We start from the raw sequence: 23,108 nt of genomic DNA, 5'->3' as shown, positions 1-23,108 counted from the left end.
GTGAGGGCCGTCGTCCAGCGGGCCGCCTCGGGCCGGGTGGTGGTCGACGGCGAGGTGGTCGCCGAGCTCGACGGCCCGGGCCTGGTGGTGCTGGTGGGCGTAGGACTCGACGACGGCCCCGCCGACGCGGCCCAGGTGGCCCGCAAGGTGGCCGACCTGCGGGTGCTGCGCGACGACAGGTCCGTGCTGGAGGCGGGGGCGCCCGTCATCGTCGTCAGCCAGTTCACGCTGCTCGCCGACACCCGCAAGGGGCGGCGGCCCTCCTGGTCGGGCGCCGCCCGCGGCGACGTCGCCGAGCCGCTGGTGGCCGCCGTGGTCGACGACCTGCGCGCCCGCGGCCTGCGCGTGGGCACCGGGGTCTTCGGGGCCGACATGGCCGTCGAGCTGGTCAACGACGGACCGGTCACGATCCTGCTCGACACGCGCTCGCAGCCCTGACGGCGGCGGTCCGCCGCCTACGATCAGGGGATGGACCTCATCGGCGCCGGCCAGAACATCGTCTTCCTGGCGCTCGGGCTGGGTGCGCTGGGGCTGCAGGTGTGGGCCCTGGTCACCGCGATCCGCTTCAGCGGGCCCTCGTACCCGGCCGCCGGCAAGCAGAGCAAGCCGCTGTGGGTGACCATCACGGCCGTCGCCTCGGCGATCGGCTTCGTGTCCCTGGGGGCGAACCCGCTGGGGTTCCTCAACATCATCTCCGTGGCGGCGGTGGCGTACTTCCTCGTCGGCGTGAAGCCCGCGCTGCAGTCCGTCCAGGGCCCCGGCGGCCGCACCTCCAGCGGCCCCTACGGCGGCTGGTGAGTCACAGGCCGACGGCGCCCGCGTCGACGGCCACCTCGCCCAGGCGCCAGCGCGCCGGGCGCCCGCGCACCGGCCAGCCCTGCGCGGCGACCTCCGCGCAGGCCGCCGCGAACCGCTGGCGCGCCCCGAAGACCGCCAGCGGCGCCTGACGCGCCCACGCGGCGTCCAGGGCCGCCAGGTAGGCGTGCACCGGCTCGCCGGGCACGTTCCTCTCGATGAGCGCCTTCGGCAGCCGCTCGGCCACCGCCCCCGGGCGCTCCAGGCCCGCGAGCCGCAGCGAGAGCACCAGCGAGCGGGGCGCGCCGTCGCCGCCGACCACCAGCCACGCCGCCCGCCGTCCCACCTCGTCGCAGGTCGCGTCCACGAGCAGGCCGCCGGGGGCCAGCCGCCCCGCCACGAGCGCCCAGGCGCCCGCGACCTCCTCGACCGGGTACTGCCGCAGCACGTTGGCGGCGCGCACCAGCACCGGGCGGCGCCCCGCGAGCACCGCCGGGGCGCCGAGCTCGAAGCCGCCGAGCTCGAAGCGCACCCCCGCGGCCGCACCGGCCGGGAGCCGCTCGAGGGCAGCCCGGGCCAGCGCCACGCGCCCGGGGTCGATCTCCAGCCCCACCACCTCGACGTCGGGTCGCACGGCGCGCAGGCGCGAGGCCAGCTCGACGGTGGTGGTGGCCGAGGCCCCGTAGCCGAGGTCGACCACGAGCGGGTCGTCGGCCGAGCGCAGCAGCCCGCCCGCGGGCCCGGTGGCCCACCTGTCGATCCGGCGCAGCCGGTTGGTCCCGGTGGTCCCGCGGGTGGGCCGCCCCACCGGGCGGGAGGTGCGGGACGACGGGGCCATGGCGCCGCCCATCGTCCCCTGCCAGTCCCCCGGGCGGTGGTCCGGGCGCTGCAGCGGGCCGCCGGGAGGGCTACCGTCGCGCCGTGCCGCTCCGCCGCGCCCGCCAGCGCCCACCCCTCAGCGGAGGCTGGCGGCCCCGCCGCGTGGCGATGGTGAGCATGCACACCTCTCCGGTCGACCAGCCCGGCACGGGTGACGCCGGCGGCATGAACGTCTACGTCGTCGAGCTCGCCACCGAGCTGGCCCGCCGCGGCACCGAGGTCGAGGTCTTCACCCGCGCCCGCTCCTCCGACGCCCCGCCGGTGGTCGAGCTGGCCCCCGGCGTCCTGGTGCGCCACGTCCCCTCCGGCCCCTTCGAGGGCCTCGCCAAGGAGGACCTTCCGGCCCAGATGTGCGCCTTCGCGGCCGGGGTGCTGCGCACGGAGGCCCGCCACGAGCCGGGCTGGTACGACGTCGTCCACTCCCACTACTGGCTCTCGGGCCAGGTCGGCGACCTCGCCGCCGACCGGTGGGGGTGCCGCTCGTGCACTCCTCCCACACCCTCGCGCGGGTCAAGAACGCCCACCTCGCGCAGGGCGACGTCCCCGAGCCCCGCGCCCGCGTGATCGGCGAGGACCAGGTGGTCGCCGCCGCCGACAGGCTGGTCGCCAACACCGCCGAGGAGGCCCGCGAGCTGGTCTCCCTGTGCGGCGCGGACCCTGAGCGCGTCGACGTCGTCCCGCCCGGGGTCGACCTGCGGCGGTTCTCCCCGGGCCCGGGGCCCGACGGCGGCCGCGCCGCGGCGCGCGAGGCCCTGGGGCTGCCCCGCGACGCCGTCGTGCTGCTCTTCGCCGGGCGGGTGCAGCCGCTCAAGGCGCCCGACGTGCTGCTGCGCGCGGCGGCGGAGCTGCTCCGCCGCGGTGGCCCCGACCTGCGCCACCGGCTGGTCGTCCCGGTCGTCGGCGGCCTCTCGGGGGCCGGGCCCGCGGCGCGGGGCGAGTACGACCTCGCGGCCCTGGCCCACCGGCTGGGGCTGGCGGGGGTGCCCGGCGTGCCCGACGTCGTGAGGTTCGAGCCGCCCGCGCCGCGCGACCTGCTCCCGCAGTGGTTCCGCGCCGCCGACCTGGTCGCCGTGCCCAGCCACAACGAGTCCTTCGGGCTGGTGGCGCTCGAGGCCCAGGCCTGCGGGACGCCCGTGGTCGCCGCGCGCGTCGGCGGCCTGGCCACCGCCGTCGCCGACGGCACCTCCGGCGCCCTGGTCGACGGCCACGACCCGGCGCGGTGGGCGGAGGTGCTCGGCGCCCTGGTCGACGACCCGGACCGCCGCGCGGCGCTCGCCCCCGGGGCGCGCCGGCACGCCGAGCGCTTCGGCTGGGCCGCCAGCGCGGAGGGCGTGCTCCGCAGCTACGACGCGGCCCGCGCCTCGCGCGCGGCGCGGGCCGGCCGCACCGCCTGACCGGCCGACCGGCGCACGGAGGGGGCCCGACCGCGGCGATAGGGTCGCGGCCATGAGCACCCTGCTGCTGCTGCGCCACGGCGAGAGCGAGTGGAACGCCCTGAACCTCTTCACGGGGTGGGTCGACGTCCCGCTGTCGGAGAAGGGGCGCGCCGAGGCCGCGCGCGGCGGAGAGCTGCTGGTCGAGTCGGGCCTGCTGCCCGACGTCGTCCACACCTCGCTGCTGCGCCGCGCCATCACCACCGCGCACCTCGCCCTCGACGCCGCCGACCGCCACTGGATCCCGGTCCGCCGCAGCTGGCGCCTCAACGAGCGCCACTACGGGGCGCTGCAGGGCAAGGACAAGAAGCAGACCCTCGCCGATTTCGGCGAGGAGCAGTTCATGACGTGGCGCCGCTCCTACGACGTGCCGCCGCCGCCGATCGAGCGCGGCAGCGAGTTCAGCCAGGACGCCGACCCCCGCTACGCGGACCTCGGCGCGGACGCCCCGCTCACCGAGTGCCTCGCCGACGTCGTCGACCGGATGCTGCCGTACTGGCACGAGTCCGTGGTGCCCGACCTGCGGGCCGGCAGGACGGTCCTGCTCGCCGCGCACGGCAACTCCCTGCGCGCGCTGGTCAAGCACCTCGACGGCATCTCCGACGCCGACATCGCCGGGCTGAACATCCCCACCGGCATCCCGCTGCACTACGACCTCGACGCCGACCTGCGCCCCACCACCCCCGGTGGCACCTACCTCGACCCCGAGGCCGCCGCGACGGCCGCCGCGGCCGTGGCCAACCAGGGCCGCTGAGCCGGCGGGCGACCGCCCGTCGCCCCTGAGCACGACGAGGGCCCCCGGACGCGCGTCCGGGGGCCCTCGTCGTGCTCGCCCCGCGGGGCGGTCGGTCAGACGACCGGGTCGAGCGGCCCGTCGACGTCGCCGGTGACCAGGTAGGTGATGCGCTTGGCCAGCGAGACGGCGTGGTCGCCGTAGCGCTCGTAGAAGCGGCTGGCGAGGGTGACGTCGGCGGTGGTCTCGGCCGAGGAGCTCCACGACGGCGAGGACAGCGCCGCGAAGACCTGGCGGTGCAGGTCGTCCAGGGCGTCGTCGTCCTTCGCCAGCTCGGCGGCCAGCGCCAGGTCGCGCGTGGCGATGACGCGACCGGCCTTGGAGGCGATGCGCTGGGCGGTGGCGCCCATCTCCGCGAAGGTCAGCTCGAGGTCGGCCGGGACCGCCTTCTGCGGGTAGCGCAGGCGGGCCAGCAGGGCGACGTGGCGGGCGAGGTCGCCCATGCGCTCCAGGCTGGAGCTCATGCGCAGCGACGCCACGACGACGCGCAGGTCGGTGGCCACCGGGGCCTGGCGGGCGAGGATCGCGACGGCGCGCTCGTCGAGCTCGCGCTGCGCCTCGTCGATCTGCACGTCGGCGGCGATGACGCTCTCGGCCAGGCGCACGTCGGCGGCCAGCAGGGCGCGGGTGGCGCTGCCCATGGCGGCGCCCACGAGCCCGCACATCTCCTGGAGGCGCTCGGCGAGCTGGTCGAGCTCGGAGTGGAAGAGGTCGCGCACGGGGGTCTTCTCCTGACGACGGGCGGGTGGGGCCGGTGGGCCCGCGGAGGGCTTGCGGAGGGCCGGTGCGCGGGGGCGCGCGGCGCGGCCCGACGAGCCTGGCGCCCCGCGGTGAACAGCGCCAGGTGCCCGGGTGAACAGGTGGCGAACCGGACCCCGGACGGGCCCCGCGGTCCACCCGGTCGGCCCCGGGGGGTCCCCGGGCGGCCCTAGTGTGGCGGACGTGCAGGCCTCCGTGGTGGTGGCCGCCCTGCTGGGGCTGGTCGTGGGATGCCTCGTCGCCCTCGCCGTCCGGCACGGCGACGGGGCCAGGGCGGCGCCGGACCCCCAGCCCGACCCCGACGACCTCCCCGCGGGCGTCCCCGAGCTGCTCGCGGTGCTCGGCGGCCCCGCGGTGGTGCTCGACGTCTCCGACGCCGTGGTCCGCGCCTCGCCGGCGGCGCACGCCGTCGGGCTCGTGCGGCGCGCCGCCCTCGTCGAGCCCGACCTCCTCGCCGCCGCGCGCGCCGTGCGCGCCGACGGCGAGGTCCGCGAGGTCGACGTCGACCTGAGGGTGCCCGCGGCCGGGGGCGCCCGCCGCTCCCTGTCGGTGCGCGTCGCGCCGCTCGGGCCGCTGCACGTCGTGGTCCTGGGCAGCGACCGCACCGAGGCCCGGCGCCTGGAGCAGGTCCGCCGCGACTTCGTGGTCAACGTCGGGCACGAGCTCAAGACCCCGGTGGGCGCCGTGTCGGTGCTGGCCGAGGCGATGGCCGACGCCGCCGACGACCCGGAGGCCGTGCGGCGCTTCGCCACCCGGATGGGCGTGGAGGCGCGGCGGCTGGCGGTGCTCGTCCACGACGTCGTCGAGCTGTCGCGCCTGCAGGACGGCGAGCCGCTGGCCGCCGCGGAGCGCGTGGACGTCGACGACGTCGTCGCCGAGGCCGTCGACAGGTGCAGCACCACCGCGGGGGCGCGGGGGATCGCGCTGGAGACGGGCGCCGAGACCGGCCTGGAGGTCGTCGGCGACGCCGAGCTGCTCACCACGGCGGTGCGCAACCTCGTCGACAACGCCATCCGCTACTCCGACGCCGGCACCCGGGTGGCCGTCGGGGTGCGCCTCGACGAGGCCGCCGGGCTCGTCGAGGTCTCCGTCAGCGACCAGGGGCTGGGCATCGCCCCCGCCGACCGCGAGCGCATCTTCGAGCGGTTCTACCGGGTCGACCCCGCGCGCTCGCGCGTCACGGGGGGCACCGGCCTGGGGCTGAGCATCGTCAAGCACGTCGCCGCCGGCCACGGGGGCGACGTGCAGCTGTGGAGCCAGGAGGGGCAGGGCTCCACGTTCACGCTGAGGGTGCCGCAGGCACCCCCGAGGCGGCCCGTGCGCGCGGCCGCCGGCACCGAGCAGGAGGAGTCGGCACGATGACGAGGGTTCTGCTGGTCGAGGACGAGGAGTCGTTCAGCGACCCGCTGTCCTACCTGCTGCGGCGGGAGGGCTACGAGGTGGAGGTGGCGGCCGACGGGCCGACGGCGCTGGCGGCGTTCGACCGCGGCGGCGCCGACCTGGTGCTGCTCGACCTCATGCTCCCGGGGATCCCCGGCACGGAGGTGTGCCGCCAGCTGCGCACGCGCAGCGCCGTCCCCGTGATCATGCTCACGGCCAAGGACTCCGAGGTCGACGTCGTGGTGGGCCTGGAGCTCGGCGCCGACGACTACGTCACCAAGCCGTACTCGGCGCGCGAGCTGCTCGCCCGGGTCCGGGCCGTCCTGCGGCGGCGGTCGGAGCCGGAGGACCTGGTGCCCTCGGCCGTCGAGGTCGGCCCGGTGCGCATGGACGTCGACCGCCACGTGGTGACGGTGCGCGGCGAGGCCGTGCGGCTCCCGCTGAAGGAGTTCGAGCTGCTGGAGCTGCTGCTGCGCAACGCGGGTCGCGTGCTGACCCGGGGGCAGCTGATCGACAGGGTGTGGGGCTCGGACTACGTGGGCGACACCAAGACGCTCGACGTCCACGTCAAGCGCCTGCGCGCGAAGGTCGAGGAGGACCCCTCCGACCCGCGCTTCCTGGTCACGGTCCGCGGGCTCGGCTACAAGGTCGAGGCGCCCGCCGCCTGAGCCGCGGCGGGTGCGACGAGGGCCCCGGAGGCGCTGCCTCCGGGGCCCTCGTCGTGCGCCCGGGCGCCGGGGGACGGGCCGGTCAGCCCTCGCCCTCGGCGTCGGTCGTCGAGGCGCCCGGCGAGGGCGTGCGGGAGGCGGACGAGCTGGCCGACGGCGAGCCCGACGCGGTGGGGGACCCGGTGCGCGTGCCCGTGGCGGTCGGCGAGGAGGTCACCGAGGCGGTGGGGCTGGACGTGGGCGTGGCGGTGGGCACGTACGGGGCGTACTGCTCCAGCGTGCCGTCCAGGACCGGGACGGCCAGGGTGGTGGAGCTGCCGCCGGTGGAGATGCTCATCTGCAGCACCTGCCCCGGGGTGGCGGCCAGGTCGGGCACGCGGACCTGCTCGCCGCCGGGGCCGACGTCGAGGGTGGCCGACGGCTCGACCGTGAAGCTGCCGCGCAGGCCCGAGTCGCCCTCGTCGGAGATCTCCACGGAGGCGGCGTCGTCGCCGGAGTTGACGATGCGCGCGACCAGCGCGGCGGGGCCGTCTCCGTCGGTGGCCACGAACAGGCCGGCCACGTGCACCGCGCCCACCGTGGTGGCCGCGGCCGCGCCGGGGGAGTAGGGCTCAGCGGTCTGCTGGGCGTTGGTCGCCGTGCAGCCGGAGGCCGTGGCGAGCGCCGACAGCGCCATCGCGCTCACGGCCAGGGCGCGTCGAGTCAGGTGCACGCGGCGGAGCCTACCGGCGCCGGCCTCCGGCGCCCGCGCAGCACGCCGACCTGTGACCTGTCAACCCCGGCGGGCCCTGCGGGGTGGCTCCCCGCCTGTGACCTGCACGGCTCTGACCAGCGCGAACGCTCTGCGGACCGGCGGGGGGCAGCCTCGCGCCGTGGTATTCTGGGGGTCGCGAAAGGGGAGCTGCTGATGGCATTCAAGGTCGGCGAGACGGTCGTCTACCCCCACCACGGGGCGGCCCTCATCGAAGAGATCAAGAACCGCACGATCCGCGGCGAGGAGAAGATGTACCTCCGCCTCAAGGTGGCCCAGGGAGACCTGACCATCGAGGTGCCCGCGGAGAACTGCGACCTCGTCGGCGTCCGCGACGTCGTCGACAAGGCCGGTGTGGACAGGGTGTTCGGCGTCCTGCGCCAGCCCTACACCGAGGAGCCGACCAACTGGTCGCGCCGCTACAAGGCCAACCTCGAAAAGCTCGCCTCCGGTGACGTCATCAAGGTGGCCGAGGTCGTGCGCGACCTGTACCGCCGCGACCAGGACCGCGGCCTGTCGGCCGGCGAGAAGCGCATGCTCGCCAAGGCCCGCCAGATCCTCGTCTCCGAGCTCGCGCTCGCGGAGAAGACCGAAGAGGCCCGCGCCGAGGCCCTCCTCGACGAGGTCCTCGCCAGCTGAGCACCGCCTGCGTCCTCGTCGCCGCCGGGTCAGGCACCCGGTTGGCGGCGGGGGCACCGAAGGCCTTCGTGCTCCTCGAGGGTCGTGAGCTGCTCGTCCACGCCGCGGAGCGCGTCCTGCGCTCCGGGGCCGTCGACCAGCTCGTGCTCGTCGTGCCCGCTGGGCGCGAGGGCGAGGCGCTGGCCCTGGTCGCCGGGGTACCCGGCGCCGGAGCCGCTGCCGTCCGCGCGGTGCCCGGGGGAGCGGACCGCCGGTCCTCCGTGGCCGCCGGGATCGCCGCGCTCGACGCCGGCGTCGACGTCGTCCTCGTGCACGACGCCGCGCGCTGCCTCACCCCGCCGGCCCAGGTCGCCGACGTCGCCGCTGCCGTCGCCGCGGGCCACGAGGCCGTCGTGCCCGGTCTCGCCGTGACCGACACCGTCCGCTCCACGGGCCTCCCCGGCTCGAGCGGGGAGGCGGGCAGCGTCCAGCTCGACAGGGCGGTGCTCCGCCTGGTCCAGACGCCGCAGGGCTTCCGCCGCGACGTGCTCGAGCGGGCCCACGCCACCGCCGCCGGAGGCGACGCCCCCGAGGCAGCCCTGGCGGTCACCGACGACGCGTCCCTGGTCGAGCTGTTCGGGGCCCGCGTCCACGTCGTCCCCGGCCACGAGGAGGCCCTCAAGGTGACCCGTCCCGTCGACCTGCTGGTGGCGTCGGCCCTGCTCGCGCGCGAGCGCGCCGGAGACCCGCTGTGAGCGCCCCGCTGCCCCGCGTCGGTGTGGGCGTCGACGTCCACGCCGTCGCCCCCGAGGGGTCCGAGCGGCCGCTGCACGTGGCCGGGCTCCACTGGCCGGGGGAGCGGGGGCTGGCGGGCCACTCCGACGCCGACGTCGCCGCGCACGCCGCGTGCGACGCCCTGTTCTCGGCCGCGGGCATCGGCGACCTGGGCGCGCACTTCGGCACCGCGGAGCCGCAGTGGGCGGGGGCGGCCGGCGTCGTCCTGCTCGCCGAGGCGGCGCGCCGCGTGCGGGAGGCCGGCTACGAGATCGGCAACGTCGCCGTGCAGGTGGTCGGCAACCGCCCCAAGGTCGGCACCCGCCGGGCGGAGGCCGAGGCGGCCCTGTCCGCGGCCTGCGGTGCCCCCGTGTCGGTCTCCGGCACCACCACGGACGCCCTGGGCCTCACCGGCCGGGGCGAGGGCGTGGCGGCGATCGCCACCGCCCTCGTCGTCACCCGCTGACCCCGCAGGAGGGCCCCCGCCGACCGCCGGGAGCCCTCCTGGGGAGGCGGGGCGTCAGGCGGGGACGACCAGGCCCGAGGTCCTGGTGCGGGCCACCTCGAAGCGCGCGGCGACGTCGGCCCAGTTGACGACGTTCCACCACGCCTTGACGTAGTCAGGCTTCACGTTCTTGTAGTCCAGGTAGAACGCGTGCTCCCACATGTCCAGCATGAGGACCGGCACGAGGCTCACCGGGACGTTGCCCTGCTGGTCGTACAGCTGCACGATGACGAGGCGCTGGCCCACGGAGTCCCACGCGAGGATCGACCAGCCGGAGCCCTGGATGCCGAGGGCGTTCGCGGTGAAGTGCGCGCGGAAGCCGTCGAAGGAGCCGAAGAACTCGTCGACCGCCGCGGCCAGGTCGCCGACGGGCTTGTCGCCGCCGTCCGGGGACATGTTCGGCCAGAAGATCGAGTGGTTGATGTGCCCGCCGAGGTTGAAGGCGAGGTTCTTCTCCAGCCCGGTGATGGAGCCGAAGCTGTCCTTCTCGCGGGCCTCCGCCATCTGCTCCAGCGCGGTGTTGGCGCCGGCCACGTAGGTGGCGTGGTGCTTGTCGTGGTGCAGCTGCATGATCGCGCCGCTGATGTGCGGCTCGAGGGCGCTGTAGTCGTAGGGCAGGTCGGGCAGGACGTAGTCCGCCATGAGCTCCTCCTCGTCGCAGTCGCCGCCCGGCGCGAGGGGTGCCGGTCGGCCCGTCAGGTGCGCCGCCCCCGCACGGCTCGGAGCCGCGGGGTGCGCCGTCCCCTCCGAGCATTCCGCCGACCCCGAGGACGGGCAACACCGGGGTGCCCTCGGCGTCTCCCCTTCGAGGCGGAGAGCGCCCTGGTCGTGCCTTTTCGTCCGGTTCGGGGCAGATTCCCCCCATCTGGCCCCATCCTCCGGCGCTGCTGCGCCGAACGGGTGGCGCCAGCGGGGGCCGAGGACGACCCCCCAGCCTTCGAAGAGGGAGAGCACGTGTTCGGGAACAAGCTCGTCACGGACATGATCAGCCGCAGCGCCGAGAACGGCGCCGACCGGCGCGCGTTCCTGCGCACCGCCGGTGTCGCGGGCCTCGGAGTGGTCGGCGCCACGGCGCTCGCCTCGCCGGCCGCGGCGACCGGCAACAAGGGCGGCGGCGGTGACGGCGGAGGCGCCATCAGCGACGGCGCCATCCTCAACTTCGCCCTGAACCTCGAGTACCTGGAGGCGGAGTTCTACTCGCGCGCCTTCTACGGACGGGGCCTCGACGACGGGCTGACCACGGGCGTCTGCGCCCGCGGCGACGTCAACGGCGGCCGCAAGGTCGAGTTCAAGAGCAAGCTCGTCCGCGGCATCGCCGAGGAGATCGCGAACGACGAGATCGCCCACGTGAAGTTCCTCCGCGGGGCGCTGGGCGGGGCCGCCGTGGCCCGGCCGGCGATCGACTTCACCGGCGCCTTCAACGCCGCCGCCAAGGCCGCCGGCCTCATCAAGGACGGGCAGTCCTTCGACGCGTTCGCGGACGACACGAGCTTCCTGCTCGGCGCCTTCCTGTTCGAGGACGTCGGCGTCACGGCCTACAAGGGCGGCGCCCCCCTGATCAGCAGCAAGACGTACCTGGACGCCGCGGCCGGCATCCTGGCCGTCGAGGCGTACCACGCGGGCGCCGTGCGGACCGTCATCTACACCGAGGGCCTGTCCGACGCCGCGAACAAGATCTCCGACGCGCGCGACTCGCTCGACGGGAAGACGGACCTCGACCAGGGCGTCTCCCAGGGCAAGAGCGGCCGCATCAACATCACCCCCGTGGACGGCAACGCGATCGCCTTCAGCCGCACGCCGCAGCAGGTGCACAACATCGCCTACCTGAACCCGGCGCAGGGGGTCCGCTCCGGCGGCTTCTTCCCGGCCGGCACCAACAACGAGGACGCCCGCTTCACCACCACCTGACGGGCCCCGGCCACGGCGGCCGCCGCCCGCACCGACCGGTGCGGACGGCGGCCGCCGTGCTGCTCGGCCCGCTCAGGCGCCCCCGGCGGCCCGCGGGGGCACCCCGGTCAGCGCCCCCGCGCCACCGCCAGCGCGCCGCGCAGCAGCGACAGCGCGGCCTCGTCGTCCAGCCCCGCGGCCACCGCCTCCTGCGCGAGCGCCGCCGCGGCACCGCGGGCCGCGGCGTCGCCGCGGGGCGCCGTGCGGTCGCGCACCGCGGTGCCGGCGCGGCTGGCGGTGGCCACCACGTCGGAGGCCTCCAGCGCCCGGTAGGCGCGCGCCACCGTCCCGGCGGAGACGCCCAGCTGCTCGGCGAGCCCGCGCACCGTGGGCAGGCGGTCACCGGGGGAGAGCGCGCCGTCGTCGACGGCGGCGACCACCTGGTCGTGCACCTGCTGCCAGGGCGCGGCGGCGCCGGGGCCGCGGTCGAGCTCGACGCGCAGCCCCCGCCCAGCCGCCCGGTCGGGAGCCACCTCAGCGCCGCTCGCGCGGCTCAGTGACCACGGTCGACCCACTCCTGCAGGTGGGGCTGCTCGTCGCCCACCGTCGTCGAGCCGCCGTGGCCGGGCACCACCGCGGTGCCGGGGGGCAGCGCGAACAGGCGCTCGCGGATGGACTCGATGATCGTCGGGAAGTCGCTGAACGAGCGGCCCGTCGCGCCGGGCCCGCCGGCGAAGAGCGTGTCGCCGGTCAGCACGGTCTCCAGCGAGGGCACGTAGAGGCACACCGACCCGGGGGAGTGCCCCGGGGTGTGCAGCACGTGCACCTCGTGGCCGGCCACGGTCAGGACCTGCCCGTCCTCGAGCAGCTCGGTCGGCGCCGAGGTCGGGTGGGTGAGCGTCCACAGGCCGAGGTCGGCGCGGTGCAGCAGCACCGGCGCCGCGAAGCGCTCGCCGGCCGCCGGTGCGCGGCGCACGTGGTCGTCGTGGGCGTGGGTGCACACGACGGCGACGACGCGCCGTCCGCCCACCAGCGCGGCGATGGCCTCGAGGTCGTGCGGGGCGTCGACGACGAGGCACTCGGCGTCGTCGCCCAGCACGAGGACGTTGTTCTCGACGTCGAAGGTCTGCCCGTCGAGGCTGAAGGTGCCCTCGGCGGTGCTCCGGTCGAGGCGGAAGGTGCCGGTCGGGGCGCTCACAGGACCACCACCGAGCGCAGCACGTCGCCGCGGCCCATGGCGGCGAACGCGGCCTCGACGTCGCCCAGGCCCACGGTCTCGGTGACGAAGTCCTGCAGGGGGAAGCGGCCCTGCAGCGCCAGCGCGGCGAGCATCGGGAAGTCGCGCTCGGGCAGGCAGTCTCCGTACCAGCTCGACTTGAGCGCACCGCCCCGGCCGAAGACGTCGAGCAGGGGGAGCTCGACCTTCATCTGCGGGGTCGGGACGCCCACGAGCACGACCGTGCCGGCGAGGTCGCGGGCGTAGAACGCCTGCTCGTAGGTCTCCGGGCGGCCGACGGCCTCCACGACGACGTCGGCGCCGTTGCCGCCGGTCAGCTCGCGGATGCTCTCCACCGCGTCGGACCGGCGGCTGTTCACGGTGTGCGTGGCGCCGAAGCGCTTCGCGACCTCGAGCTTGCGGTCGTCGACGTCGACGGCGATGACCGTGGTGGCCCCCGCCAGCTTCGCGCCGGCGATGGCGGCGTCGCCCACGCCGCCGCAGCCGATGACGGCCACGGAGTCGCCGCGGGTCACCGCGCCGGTGTTCACCGCGGCGCCGAAGCCCGCCATGATGCCGCAGCCCAGGAGGCCCGCGGCCGCGGCGGGCAGGGCCGGGTCGACCTTGGTGCACTGGCCGGCGTGCACGAGCGTCTTCTCGGCGAAGGCGCCGATGCCGAGCGCGGGGGACAGGGGCGTCCCGTCCGCCAGGGTCATCTTCTGCTCGGCGTTGTGGGTGGCGAAGCAGTACCAGGGCCGGCCGCGGCGGCAGGCGCGGCAGGAGCCGCAGACCGCGCGCCAGTTGAGCACCACGTAGTCGCCCACGGCGACGTCGGTCACGGCCTCGCCGACCGCGGAGACCACGCCGGCGGCCTCGTGGCCGAGCAGGAAGGGGTAGTCGTCGGAGATCCCGCCCTCGCGGTAGTGCAGGTCGGTGTGGCACACCCCGCAGGCCTGGACGTCGACCACTGCCTCGAACGGGCCCGGGTCGGGGACGACGACGTCGACGAGCTCGACGGGAGCTCCCTTGCTGAGGGCGACGACGCCCTTCACGGTGTGCGGCATGGTCCGACGCTAGCGAGCCCGCCCCGATCGCGTCACCGGCGGGAGCCGCACTGCTCCGCCGACTGATGGATCACGATCCGTGCCGACCGCGGGCAAACGGGAGGTCAAGCGACGGTCAAGCGCCAGTAAAGGCTTGACCTCAGACCACTCGATGACGACGGAGCGGCATCCATGCAGGTCAACGCGCTCCTACAGTCCGGGCACCGCACGCGCGCGGGAGATCGGCGCGTTCGCGGCCGGTCCCACACCACCAGGAGCCCTCGTGTCCTACGTCATCCCGCCCGCCGCCCGCGAGGGCCGGGCGCCCTTCCGCGGCCACGAGACGTGGTTCCGCGTCACCGGGAAGCTGCCGGCCCCCGGTGCTCCGCCGCGGGCTCCCCTGCCGGTCGTCGTCCTGCACGGCGGCCCCGGGGCCGCTCACGACTACACCCTCGCCATGGCGAACCTCGCGAGCGGCGGGCGCGCCGTCGTCCACTACGACCAGCTCGGGTGCGGTCGCAGCACGCACCTGCCCGAGGCCGACCCGGCCAGCTGGACGGTCGAGCTGTTCGTGGCCGAGCTCGTCTCACTGCTCGACCACCTGGGCCTCCAGCGCGTGCACGTGGTCGGCCAGTCCTGGGGCGGGATGCTGGGCCCGGAGTTCGCGCTCGCCCACCCCGACCGGGTGCAGTCGCTGACGATCTGCGACTCCCCGGCCTCCATGACCACCTGGCGCGAGGCAGCCGAGGAGCTCATCGACGCCCTGCCCGAGCCGCACCGGTCGGACCTGCTGCGCCTGGAGGCCGCCGAGGCCTACGACGACCCGGCGTACAAGACCGCCACCGACGCCTTCTACGCCCGCCACGTGTGCCGGGTGCAGCCGCTGCCCGCCGAGGTGGCCGCGACGTTCGCGCAGATCGAGGCCGAGCCGACCGTCTACCACGCGATGAACGGCCCCAGCGAGTTCACGATCACCGGTTCGAACCTCACCTGGACCGTCGAGGACCGCCTGCCCGGCATCACCGCCCCGACGCTCGTCGTCGCCGGCGCCCACGACGAGGCCACCCCGGCCTGCTGGGCACCGTTCGTCGAGCGGATCCCCGACGTGCGCAGCCACGTCTTCCCCCAGTCCAGCCACATGCCGCACGTCGAGGAGCACGAGAGCTTCCTCGAGGTCGTCGGTGGCTTCACCGCCGAGCACGACCCCCGAGGAGACCAGCAGTGAGCACCGCGACCACCCCGAGCACGGGCGGCGACGGCGAGGCCGCCCTCGCCGACCTCGGCTACAAGCAGGAGCTGCGCCGCTCCCTGACCACCACCGACCTGCTCGTCTACGGGCTGGTCTTCATGGTGCCGATCGCACCGTGGGCGATCTTCGGCGGCGTCTACAACTCCGCCGCCGGCATGGTGCCGCTGGTCTACGCCATCGGCCTCTTCGCCATGATCTTCACGGCGCTCGCCTACGCGCAGATGTCGAAGGCCTTCCCGGTGGCCGGCTCCGTCTACGCCTACGTCGGGCGCGGGGTCCACCCCAACCTCGGCTTCCTGGCCGGGTGGACCATCCTGCTCGACTACCTGCTGGTGCCCACGCTGCTCTACGTCATCGCGGCGCTGTCGATGCAGGCGGTCGTCCCCGGTGTCCCCGGCTGGGTCTGGATCGTGGTCTTCCTCGCGATCAACACGACCGTGAACTACGTGGGCATCTCCTTCACCGCCGTGGTGAACCGCATCTTCCTGGCGGCGGAGCTGCTCTTCATCGCCGCCTTCGTCGTCATCGCGGTGCTGGCCATCAGCAACGGCACCGGTGGCGCCCGGTTCACGACGACGCCCCTGTTCGACGCGGCGGAGTTCAGCCCCGCCCTGCTGGCGACCGCGCTGTCCATCGCCGTCCTGAGCTTCCTGGGCTTCGACGGCATCGCCACGCTGTCAGAGGAGAGCCGGGGCGGCCGCTCCTCCGCGGGCAAGGCCATGATCCTCGGTCTGGTCGTCGTGGCGCTGCTCTTCATCACGCAGACCTGGCTCGCCGGCATGCTCGTGCCCGACACCACGTCCTTCCCCGAGGGCCTGGAGACGGACAACGCCTTCTTCAACATCGTCCAGGGCGCTGCGGGACGCGGGTGGCAGGTCGCCTTCCTCGTCATGAACGTGCTCGCGGTCGGCATCGCCAACGCCGTCGCCGCGCAGTCGGCCACCGCGCGCCTGCTGTTCTCCATGGCGCGCGACCGGCGCCTGCCGCGCTTCCTCGCGCACGTCAACCCCAGGAACCAGGTCCCCGACCGCGCCATCCTGCTCATCGGCGGGCTGACCCTGGTGCTGGGACTGGTCTTCAACCAGCTCGGCCTGACCGTCATCGCCTCGCTGGTCAACTTCGGCGCCCTGACGGCCTTCATGCTGCTGCACGTCTCCGTGGTCTCGTACTACGCCGTGCGGAAGCGGAGCGGCAACGTGCTCCTGCACGTCCTCGTGCCGGTCGTCGGGTTCCTGGTCATCGGGTACGTGCTGGTCAACGCCGGCACGCAGGCCCAGGTCGGCGGCCTGTGCTGGCTGGCGGTGGGTGTCGTCGTCCTGCTCGTGCAGCGGGCCCGCGGCCGCCGCGGCATCGAGGTGGCCCCGGAGCACGCCGCGCGCTGACCCCACCCCCCTTCTGTGATCATGGGCGCTGGCCACCTCGCCCAGGGGTGGCCAGCGCCCATGATCACGCTCGAGGGTGCTCGGCGGCCGAGAGGGGGCCGCGGCGCCGATAACCTGGGGGGGTGCCACTCCGCCTGTACGACACCGAGGCCGCCGCCGTGCGCGACTTCGAGCCCCTGCGCCCCGGAGCGGCCTCCATCTACCTGTGCGGCGCCACCGTGCAGGCGCCGCCCCACATCGGGCACCTGCGCTCCGGCGTCGCCTTCGACGTGCTCGCCCGCTGGCTCGAGGTCGGCCACGGCCTCGACGTCACGTTCGTGCGCAACGTCACCGACATCGACGACAAGATCCTCACCAAGGCCGCCGACGCCGGCCGCCCCTGGTGGGCGTGGGCCTACACCCACGAGCAGGCCTTCACGGCCGCGTACGACGCCGTCGGCGTCCGCCGCCCCACCTACGAGCCCCGCGCCACCGGCCACGTGCCCGAGATGGTCGAGCTCATGGAGCTCCTGGTCGAGCGCGGCCACGCCTACGCCGCCGATGACGGCTCCGGTGACGTGTACTTCGACGTCCGCTCCTTCGCGGAGTACGGCGTCCTGACGCACGTGAGGCTCGACGACGTCGCCCCCGCCGAGGACGCCGACCCCCGCGGCAAGCGCGACCCCCGCGACTTCGCCCTCTGGAAGGGGTCCAAGGCCGGCGAGCCCGCCACCGCCTCCTGGCCCACGCCCTTCGGCCGCGGCCGCCCCGGCTGGCACCTGGAGTGCTCGGCCATGGCCCGCCGCTACCTCGGCGACGCCTTCGACGTGCACGGCGGCGGCCTCGACCTGCGCTTCCCCCACCACGAGAACGAGCAGGCGCAGAGCCGCGCCGCCGGCCTCGGCTTCGCCTCGTACTGGCTGCACAACGGCTGGGTCACGCAGGGCGGGGAGAAGATGAGCAAGTCGCTCGGCAACTCCCTGCTGGTCACCGAGGTGCTGAAGGGCACCACCCCGCTGGCGCTGCGCTACTACCTCGGCTCGGCGCACTACCGCTCGAACCTCGAGCACTCGGCCACCTCCCTGGCGGAGGCGGAGAGCGCCGTCGGGCGCGTGGAGACCTTCCTGCGCCGGGTGCAGCCCGTGGTCGAGGCGTACGCCTCCCGCCCCGCCGGCTCCGGCGCCCCGGCGCTGCGCCTGCCGCCCGCCTTCCGCGCCGCCATGGACGACGACCTCAACGTCCCCGGCGCGCTCGCCGTGCTCCACGACACGGTGCGCGCCGGCAACGTCGCCCTCGACAACGACCGCGAGCAGTTCGCGGTCGCCGCCGCGAACGACGTCACCGCCATCGTGCGGGCGCTGGGCATCGACCCGCTCGACCCGCACTGGACCGGTGGCACCGGCGCCGCGTCGTCGGCGCAGGCCGCGCAGGAGAAGGCCCTGACCGCCCTCGTGCAGGCGCAGCTCGACGCCCGCGCGCAGGCCAAGGCCCGCAAGGACTTCGCCGCGGCCGACGCGGTGCGCGACACCCTCGCCGCCGCCGGCGTGCGCGTCCAGGACTCGTCCGACGGCGCCCGCTGGTCGCTCGGCGGCTGACGCCGCCCCCCACCCCCTCGACAGGAGACCCACCCATGGCCGGCAACTCGACCCGCCGCGGCGCCGTGCGCAACGCCGGCAGCAAGAAGGGCGCCACCACCGGCACCGGGGGCAAGGGCCGCCGCGCCCTGGAGGGCCGCGGTCCGACGCCCCCCGCCGAGGAGCGCACCAAGCACCCCGCCGCCAAGCGCGCCGCGGCCGCCGCGCGCCGCGCCGAGCAGGGCTCTGCGGCGGGGGGCGCCGCCCCGGCGCGCTCCGGCGGTCGGCCGCCGGTCGGCGCCCCCCGCGCGGGCCGCACCACCACCAGCCGCTCCGGCAACGAGGCGGTGGCCGGCCGCAACTCCGTGGTGGAGGCGCTGCGCACCGGCGTCCCGGCGACCGCGCTGCACGTCGCCACCCGCATCGAGACCGACGACCGCGTGCGCGAGGTGCTCCGCGCCGCCGCCGACCGCGGGCTGCCGGTGCTGGAGACCACCCGCACCGACCTCGACCGCATGACCGACGGGGCGGTGCACCAGGGCCTGGTGCTCACCGTGCCGCCGTACTCGTACTCCACCCTCGCCGACGTCCTCGACGACGACGCCGCCGCGGGCCGCGCCCCCCTGGTCGTCGCCCTCGACGGGGTGACCGACCCCCGCAACCTGGGGGCCGTCGTCCGCTCGGCCGCCGCCTTCGGCGCCTCGTGCGTGCTGCTGCCCGAGCGGCGCTCCGCGGGCATGACCGCCAGCGCCTGGAAGACCTCCGCCGGCGCCGCGGCCCGCCTCCCGGTGGCCCGGGAGACCAACCTGACGCGCGCGCTGAAGGTGGCCAAGGACGCCGGCTGCTTCGTCATCGGGCTGGACGCCGACGCCGACGCCCCGGTGGGCTCCGCCGACGTCGCCCGCATCGCCGAGGGCCCGGTGGCCATCGTCATCGGGTCCGAGGGCCGGGGGCTGTCTCGCCTGGTCCGCGAGGGCTGCGACCTGGTCGCCTCGATCCCCATGGCCGGTGCCGTGGAGTCCCTCAACGCCGGCGTCGCCTGCAGCATCGCCCTGTACGAGGTCGCCCGCGCCCGCACCGCGGCAGGAGCCCGCGCCCGCCTCTGAGGCCCCTGCGCCGGCCGGCCCGCAGGTCGTGCACCCCTCAAGGTCGGGCGTGCACGACCCGATGACCACCAGGTGCCGCTGCTCACCACCCACCTGCGCCGTGCGGCGGAGGTGGTGCGCCGCGTGCTCGCCCCGCGCGACGCCGTCTCGGCGGTCCTGATGAACCGGGCCACCACGGGCCTGCTGCTCGTGGGGGCGACGACCACCGCCGTGGGCGTGGTGCTGAGGGACGACCTCCCGCACCGCGCCGCCGTGGCGCTGTTCGCCGTCGGGGCGGTGGTCGCCGCGGTCGTCCTCCACGCCCTGCGGCGCCTCGTGCCCGTCTGGGCCTACCACCTCACGCAGCTCGGGTCCTCCGCCGCCATCGCCACCGGGGTGCACCTGTACGGGGGCGGCGAGCACGCCATCGCCGACGCGTCCCTGATGGTGCTCCCGGTGGCCAGCTCCGCCTTCTACTTCTCCGGCCCCGGGGTCGCGGTGCACGCCGCCGTCAGCGCCCTCTCCCTGGTGGCCGCACTGGCGCCCCTCGGGACCTCGCCCGCCGACCTGTTCACCACCACGGTGGTCATCACCGTCACGGCGGTCCTGGTCAGGGGGCTGGCCCGCGCTGCGGAGAGCACCGGCACCGACCCGCTGACCCGTCTGGCGGACCGCACCAGCACGACCACCCGCCTGCAGCGCTCGATGGAGCAGTCGCGGCGCACGGCCGACCCGGTGACCTTCGTCGTGCTGGGCCTCGACGCCTTCACCGCCGTCAACGACATCCGCGGCCACGCCGCCGGTGACGCGCTGCTGCGCTCGCTCGCCACGACCTGGGGCGCCGCGCTGCCGTCGGGCTCCCTGCTGGGCCGCTGGGGCGGGGACGAGTTCGCCCTCGTCCTGCGCTCGCACGCCGACACCGCCTGGGAGCTGCTCGACGTCCTGCGCGCGAGGTGCCCCGACGACCTCAGCTTCAGCGCCGGGGTGGTCTCGGTGGAGGTCGACGACGACGTCGAGGCCGTGGTGGACCACGCCGAGGGCTCCCTGGCGGTCGCCAAGCGGGAGCGCCGCGGCAGCTCCCACCTGTGGGTCCCCGGCACCCCCACCAGCCGCTCGTTCCTCGCGGCCCTGGAGGCCGGCGAGGTCGAGGTGCACTACCAGCCGGTCGTCTCCCTGGCCGCGGGCCGCACCACCGGGGCCGAGGCCCTCGTGCGGTGGCGGCGCCCCGGCGGCGGCTTCGTCCCCCCATCGGACTTCCTGCCCCACGCCGAGACCAGCGGCGCCGTCGTCGACCTCGGGCGCTTCGTGCTGCGCCGGGCCTGCGCCGACGCCGCCGCCTGGCCCCACCCCGCCGGCGCCGAGCCGCTGACGGTGGCCGTCAACGCCTCGGGCACCGAGCTCGCTCACCAGGACTACGCCGCCTGGGTGGTCTCCGCGCTCCACGCCGCGGACCTGCCCGGGCACCGCCTCGTGGTCGAGGTGGTCGAGGGCCTGCTCGACGAGGACTCCCCGGTGGTGGCCGACAACCTGCACGCGCTGCGCGCGGCGGGCGTGCGCCTCGCCGTCGACGACTTCGGCACCGGCTGGTCGAGCCTCGCCCGGCTGGGCCGCCTGCCCCTGGACGTGCTCAAGGTCGACCGCAGCTTCGTGAGCACCGTCGCCCCCGGCAGCGACGCGGCGCTCTGCGCGGGCGTCGTGGCGCTGGCGCAGGCGCTGGACATGTCGGTCGTGGCCGAGGGGGTCGAGACCGAGCACCAGGCCGCCTGGCTGCGCGAGCGCGGCTGCCAGGAGGCCCAGGGCTGGTTGTGGGCCCCGGCCCTGCCCACCGCGGACTTCGCCGAGCGGCTCCTGCGCGAGGTGTGCGCACCGGCACCCCGCCCCGCAGGCCCGGCGCCGTCCCGGTGAGCCACCGGACCGCCGCCGGGGTCCTGCGGTCGCTGCTGCAGGCCGCCCGCACCCAGCCGGTGGTGCACACCACCACCATCAGCGCCACCACGTCGCTGGTCATGGTCCTCTGCGGCGGGTGCGTGGCGGTCGCCACCCTGCTGCGGCCGGACCTGCCGCACACCTGGCCCCCGCTGGCGGTCGCCCTCTCGGCCGTGGTGGGCGGGCTGGTGCTCTGGCCGCTGCGCCGGCGCCTGCGCGCGTCCCACCACCTGGTGGTGCACCCGGTGACCGCGCTCGTCCTCGGCCTCGGCGTCCACCTCGACGGCGGCGGCACCGCGAGCGCCACCGACGCCGGCCTGTTCGCGGTGATGGTGGTGGTCGCCTTCTTCTACTTCCCGTGGGCCACCGCGGCGGTCATGACGCTGTTCACCCTCGTGGTCGCGAGCGCCGCACTGGCCTCGGTGTCGGGCGTCTCATCGGGCGACCTCGTGGTGCTCGCCGGGAAGCTCGCCACCACCGGCGTCGTCGTCGGGTTGCTGTCCCGCTCCATCGCCGCGGCGACGGCCGCCGCGGAGGTCGACGTCCTGACGGGGCTGCCCAACCGGCGGGGCGCCGAGAACCGCCTCACCGCCGCCCTGGCGGCCCACCGCGGCGGCACACCGCTGTCGCTGGCGGTCCTCGACCTCGACCACTTCAAGCAGGTCAACGACAGCCTCGGCCACGCCGCCGGTGACGAGCTGCTGCGCCGCGCAGCCTCGTCGTGGGCCGCGCTGCTGCCGCCGGCCGCGGTGCTCGGGCGCTGGGGCGGTGACGAGTTCGTTCTCCTGGCCCGCCTCGACCCCGCCAGCACGGCGGACCTGACCGAGCGGATGCGGTCAGCGCTCCCGCCGGGGCGCAGCTGCACCGCGGGCGTGACCGGGCTGGCGGTCGGCGACGACCTCGACGCCGCGCTCTCCCGCGCCGACCAGGGCCTCTACGCGGCCAAGCGCGCCGGCCGCGGACTCACCGAGGTGTGGACGCCGGCGCTGGCCGGCGGTCAGCCGTGGCTGGAGAGCCACCCGTCGATGCGGTCGGACTCGGGGTCGTCGGGGTCGTCGACGCCCGACAGCAGCGGCGCCTCGTCGCCGTCCATCCCCACCGCCGCCAGCTGACCGGTGTTCATCAGCCCCGCCTGCAGGATGAGCGCCTGCTCGTCGGGGCGCTGGGCCAGCACGTCCTCGACGTACCAGCGCGCCGCCTCCAGCAGCGGGATGTCGCGCTGGCGCTCCTGGGACCGGTACCAGCGGTGCTCCAGGACCTCGTGGAAGATCTCCGCCGGCTCCAGCTTGCGGCGCAGCTCGCGGGGCACGGCCTTGACCACCGGCTCGAAGACCCGCGCCAGCCACTCGTGGGCGACGATCTCCTCCTGGTCGTTCTGGCGGTCGGTCGCGGCGATGTAGCCGTCGAGGTCGTTCAGCAGGCGGCGGGCCTGGTTGTTCTCGGCGTCGATGCCGGTCAGGCGCAGCAGGCGGCGGGAGTGGTGCCCGGCGTCGACGACCTTCGGCTGGATCTGCACCACCGAGCCGCCGACGTCGGTGCTGATCGACAGCTCGCCCACGTCGAAGCCCAGCTCGTTGAGGCGCTCGATGCGGGCCTGGACCCGCCAGCGCTCGCCCTGCTCGAACGTGTCCGTGCCGGTGAGCTCCTGCCACAGCGAGTGGTAGCGCTCGACGATGGAGCTGGCGACCTCGATCGGGTCGACGCCCTCGTCGAGGTACTCCGCGGCCTCGAGGTCCATCAGCTCGCCGGCGATGTTGATCCGCGCGACCTCGACGTCGTTGCTGCGCTGCCCGTCGGAGAGCTCGTTGTGCAGCTCGCCGGTCTCGGCGTCCACGAGGTAGGCGGCGAACTCGCCGGCGTCGCGGCGGAAGAGGGTGTTCGAGAGCGACACGTCGCCCCAGTAGAAGCCCGCCAGGTGCAGGCGGACCAGCAGCACGGCCAGGGCGTCGACCAGGCGCGTGGCCGTGTCGGGCCGCAGCGACTGGCTGAACAGCGCGCGGTACGGCAGCGAGAACTGCAGGTGCTGGGTCACCAGCGCCGGGTCGAGCGCCTCGCCGTCGGGCTTGGAGCGCCCGGTGACGACGGCGATCGGGACCACGCACGGCACCTCGAGGCGGCGCAGCACGCGCAGCAGGCCGTACTCGCGGCGCACCAGCTCCTCGGTGTTCTCCTTGACCGCGGCCACGGTGTCCTGCAGGCGCACGAAGCGCACCACGTGGCGGGAGATGCCGCGGGGCAGCGCCGCGAGGGTCTCGGCGGGCCACTGGCTCAGGGGCACGTCCCACGGCAGGTCGGGGAGCGCCAGTGCCGCCGGCGCGGAGCCGAGGGCGGTGATCTGCAGGGGCAGCGCCATGCGCCGATCCTCCCGCACCGGAGGCGGTCGGCGCTGCCGACCCGCGCCGGTAGAGTCGG

The 23,108-nt window shown here is 75.5% G+C and carries 23 protein-coding genes and 1 pseudogene; 16 read left to right on the top strand and 8 right to left on the bottom strand.

Features of this window, described 5'->3' with window-relative positions:
* Window positions 1-438: a D-aminoacyl-tRNA deacylase gene (gene dtd, locus F1641_RS09295; protein WP_194904622.1), complete on the top strand. Its 438-nt coding sequence runs from the start codon at window positions 1-3 to the stop codon at window positions 436-438.
* Between the two features lie 30 nt (window positions 439-468).
* Entirely contained in the window at window positions 469-798 is a 330-nt protein-coding gene (locus F1641_RS09290; RefSeq protein WP_194904620.1) for a DUF2516 family protein, read from the top strand.
* A gap of 1 nt (window position 799) precedes the next feature.
* Here F1641_RS09290 and F1641_RS09285 read toward each other — a convergent pair whose 3' ends face one another.
* Window positions 800-1,633 carry a class I SAM-dependent methyltransferase gene (locus F1641_RS09285; RefSeq protein WP_194904617.1) on the bottom strand — a complete coding sequence of 278 codons (834 nt, stop codon included), beginning with the start codon at window positions 1,631-1,633 and terminating at the stop codon, window positions 800-802.
* A gap of 149 nt (window positions 1,634-1,782) precedes the next feature.
* Here F1641_RS09285 and mshA point away from each other — a divergent pair.
* Together mshA and F1641_RS09275 are read left to right on the top strand one after the other, a co-directional pair.
* A pseudogene (gene mshA, locus F1641_RS21250) lies at window positions 1,783-3,068 on the top strand (D-inositol-3-phosphate glycosyltransferase).
* Window positions 3,069-3,120: 52 nt separating this feature from the next.
* Window positions 3,121-3,861 (top strand): phosphoglyceromutase, encoded by a 741-nt coding sequence (locus F1641_RS09275; RefSeq protein WP_194904615.1) that lies wholly within the window; start codon window positions 3,121-3,123, stop codon window positions 3,859-3,861.
* A 95-nt stretch (window positions 3,862-3,956) separates the two neighbouring features.
* Here the strand turns inward: F1641_RS09275 and phoU are convergent, their stop codons facing one another.
* A complete protein-coding gene (phoU, locus tag F1641_RS23130; protein WP_194904613.1) occupies window positions 3,957-4,619 on the bottom strand; it encodes a phosphate signaling complex protein PhoU in 663 nt (220 codons plus the stop codon).
* A 223-nt stretch (window positions 4,620-4,842) separates the two neighbouring features.
* Between phoU and F1641_RS23125 the strand changes: the two genes are divergently transcribed.
* Both F1641_RS23125 and F1641_RS09260 read left to right on the top strand, forming a co-directional pair.
* Window positions 4,843-6,021 carry a cell wall metabolism sensor histidine kinase WalK gene (locus F1641_RS23125; RefSeq protein WP_206690800.1) on the top strand — a complete coding sequence of 393 codons (1,179 nt, stop codon included), beginning with the start codon at window positions 4,843-4,845 and terminating at the stop codon, window positions 6,019-6,021.
* The gene (locus tag F1641_RS09260; protein WP_194904609.1) at window positions 6,018-6,707 is read left to right on the top strand and encodes a response regulator transcription factor; all 690 of its coding nucleotides are present in this window, start codon (window positions 6,018-6,020) and stop codon (window positions 6,705-6,707) included. Before F1641_RS23125 ends, F1641_RS09260 begins: the two co-directional genes overlap by 4 nt.
* 82 nt (window positions 6,708-6,789) lie before the next feature.
* Here F1641_RS09260 and F1641_RS09255 read toward each other — a convergent pair whose 3' ends face one another.
* Window positions 6,790-7,419: a hypothetical protein gene (locus F1641_RS09255; RefSeq protein ID WP_194904607.1), complete on the bottom strand. Its 630-nt coding sequence runs from the start codon at window positions 7,417-7,419 to the stop codon at window positions 6,790-6,792.
* A gap of 195 nt (window positions 7,420-7,614) precedes the next feature.
* On the opposite strand from F1641_RS09255, the gene F1641_RS09250 reads away from it, so the two are divergent.
* Genes F1641_RS09250 through ispF form a run of 3 tightly spaced genes read left to right on the top strand, consistent with a single transcriptional unit; the run spans window position 7,615 to window position 9,316 of the window.
* The gene (locus tag F1641_RS09250; protein ID WP_194904605.1) at window positions 7,615-8,097 is read left to right on the top strand and encodes a CarD family transcriptional regulator; all 483 of its coding nucleotides are present in this window, start codon (window positions 7,615-7,617) and stop codon (window positions 8,095-8,097) included.
* Between the two features lie 41 nt (window positions 8,098-8,138).
* Window positions 8,139-8,831, top strand: a complete 693-nt coding sequence (locus tag F1641_RS09245; RefSeq protein WP_375541466.1) for a 2-C-methyl-D-erythritol 4-phosphate cytidylyltransferase — start codon at window positions 8,139-8,141, stop codon at window positions 8,829-8,831.
* Window positions 8,828-9,316, top strand: coding sequence for a 2-C-methyl-D-erythritol 2,4-cyclodiphosphate synthase (gene ispF / locus F1641_RS09240; RefSeq protein ID WP_194904603.1), 489 nt, complete (start codon window positions 8,828-8,830; stop codon window positions 9,314-9,316). Before F1641_RS09245 ends, ispF begins: the two co-directional genes overlap by 4 nt.
* 54 nt (window positions 9,317-9,370) lie before the next feature.
* On the opposite strand, the gene F1641_RS09235 is transcribed toward ispF, so the two are convergent.
* Window positions 9,371-9,997 (bottom strand): superoxide dismutase, encoded by a 627-nt coding sequence (locus F1641_RS09235; RefSeq protein WP_194904601.1) that lies wholly within the window; start codon window positions 9,995-9,997, stop codon window positions 9,371-9,373.
* Between the two features lie 312 nt (window positions 9,998-10,309).
* On the opposite strand from F1641_RS09235, the gene F1641_RS09230 reads away from it, so the two are divergent.
* Window positions 10,310-11,263, top strand: coding sequence for a ferritin-like domain-containing protein (locus tag F1641_RS09230; protein WP_309225510.1), 954 nt, complete (start codon window positions 10,310-10,312; stop codon window positions 11,261-11,263).
* A gap of 107 nt (window positions 11,264-11,370) precedes the next feature.
* Here F1641_RS09230 and F1641_RS09225 read toward each other — a convergent pair whose 3' ends face one another.
* From F1641_RS09225 to F1641_RS09215, 3 genes are read right to left on the bottom strand one after another with little or no spacing between them, the layout of a single operon-like run.
* On the bottom strand, window positions 11,371-11,775 hold the full coding sequence (locus F1641_RS09225) for a GntR family transcriptional regulator (RefSeq protein ID WP_219729522.1): 405 nt from the start codon (window positions 11,773-11,775) through the stop codon (window positions 11,371-11,373).
* A 20-nt stretch (window positions 11,776-11,795) separates the two neighbouring features.
* Entirely contained in the window at window positions 11,796-12,440 is a 645-nt protein-coding gene (locus tag F1641_RS09220) for an MBL fold metallo-hydrolase (protein WP_194904599.1), read from the bottom strand.
* Complete coding sequence (locus F1641_RS09215; protein WP_194904597.1) at window positions 12,437-13,522, bottom strand: S-(hydroxymethyl)mycothiol dehydrogenase; 1,086 nt, start codon at window positions 13,520-13,522, stop codon at window positions 12,437-12,439. Before F1641_RS09215 ends, F1641_RS09220 begins: the two co-directional genes overlap by 4 nt.
* Window positions 13,523-13,784: 262 nt before the next feature.
* On the opposite strand from F1641_RS09215, the gene F1641_RS09210 reads away from it, so the two are divergent.
* From F1641_RS09210 to F1641_RS23120, 6 genes are all read left to right on the top strand, one after another.
* Window positions 13,785-14,726 carry a proline iminopeptidase-family hydrolase gene (locus tag F1641_RS09210; RefSeq protein WP_309225509.1) on the top strand — a complete coding sequence of 314 codons (942 nt, stop codon included), beginning with the start codon at window positions 13,785-13,787 and terminating at the stop codon, window positions 14,724-14,726.
* Window positions 14,723-16,132, top strand: coding sequence for an APC family permease (locus tag F1641_RS09205; protein WP_194904595.1), 1,410 nt, complete (start codon window positions 14,723-14,725; stop codon window positions 16,130-16,132). Before F1641_RS09210 ends, F1641_RS09205 begins: the two co-directional genes overlap by 4 nt.
* Before the next feature lie 122 nt (window positions 16,133-16,254).
* On the top strand, window positions 16,255-17,706 hold the full coding sequence (gene cysS / locus F1641_RS09200) for a cysteine--tRNA ligase (protein ID WP_194904593.1): 1,452 nt from the start codon (window positions 16,255-16,257) through the stop codon (window positions 17,704-17,706).
* Between the two features lie 35 nt (window positions 17,707-17,741).
* Window positions 17,742-18,791, top strand: a complete 1,050-nt coding sequence (rlmB, locus tag F1641_RS09195; protein WP_194904592.1) for a 23S rRNA (guanosine(2251)-2'-O)-methyltransferase RlmB — start codon at window positions 17,742-17,744, stop codon at window positions 18,789-18,791.
* Between the two features lie 72 nt (window positions 18,792-18,863).
* Window positions 18,864-20,675 carry a bifunctional diguanylate cyclase/phosphodiesterase gene (locus F1641_RS09190; RefSeq protein WP_194904591.1) on the top strand — a complete coding sequence of 604 codons (1,812 nt, stop codon included), beginning with the start codon at window positions 18,864-18,866 and terminating at the stop codon, window positions 20,673-20,675.
* Window positions 20,672-21,808, top strand: coding sequence for a GGDEF domain-containing protein (locus tag F1641_RS23120; RefSeq protein WP_194904590.1), 1,137 nt, complete (start codon window positions 20,672-20,674; stop codon window positions 21,806-21,808). The genes F1641_RS09190 and F1641_RS23120 overlap by 4 nt, the downstream gene beginning before the upstream one ends.
* On the opposite strand, the gene F1641_RS09180 is transcribed toward F1641_RS23120, so the two are convergent.
* Entirely contained in the window at window positions 21,694-23,049 is a 1,356-nt protein-coding gene (locus tag F1641_RS09180) for a DUF4032 domain-containing protein (RefSeq protein ID WP_194904589.1), read from the bottom strand. The genes F1641_RS23120 and F1641_RS09180 overlap by 115 nt on opposite strands.
* Between the last annotated feature and the right edge of the window lie 59 nt (window positions 23,050-23,108).

The organism is Quadrisphaera sp. INWT6, assembly GCF_015390235.1.
Classification (GTDB): Bacteria; Actinomycetota; Actinomycetes; order Actinomycetales; family Quadrisphaeraceae; genus Quadrisphaera.
The sequence above is the reverse complement of the archived record's forward strand: the minus strand, read 5'-3'. Positions and strand labels throughout refer to the sequence as shown.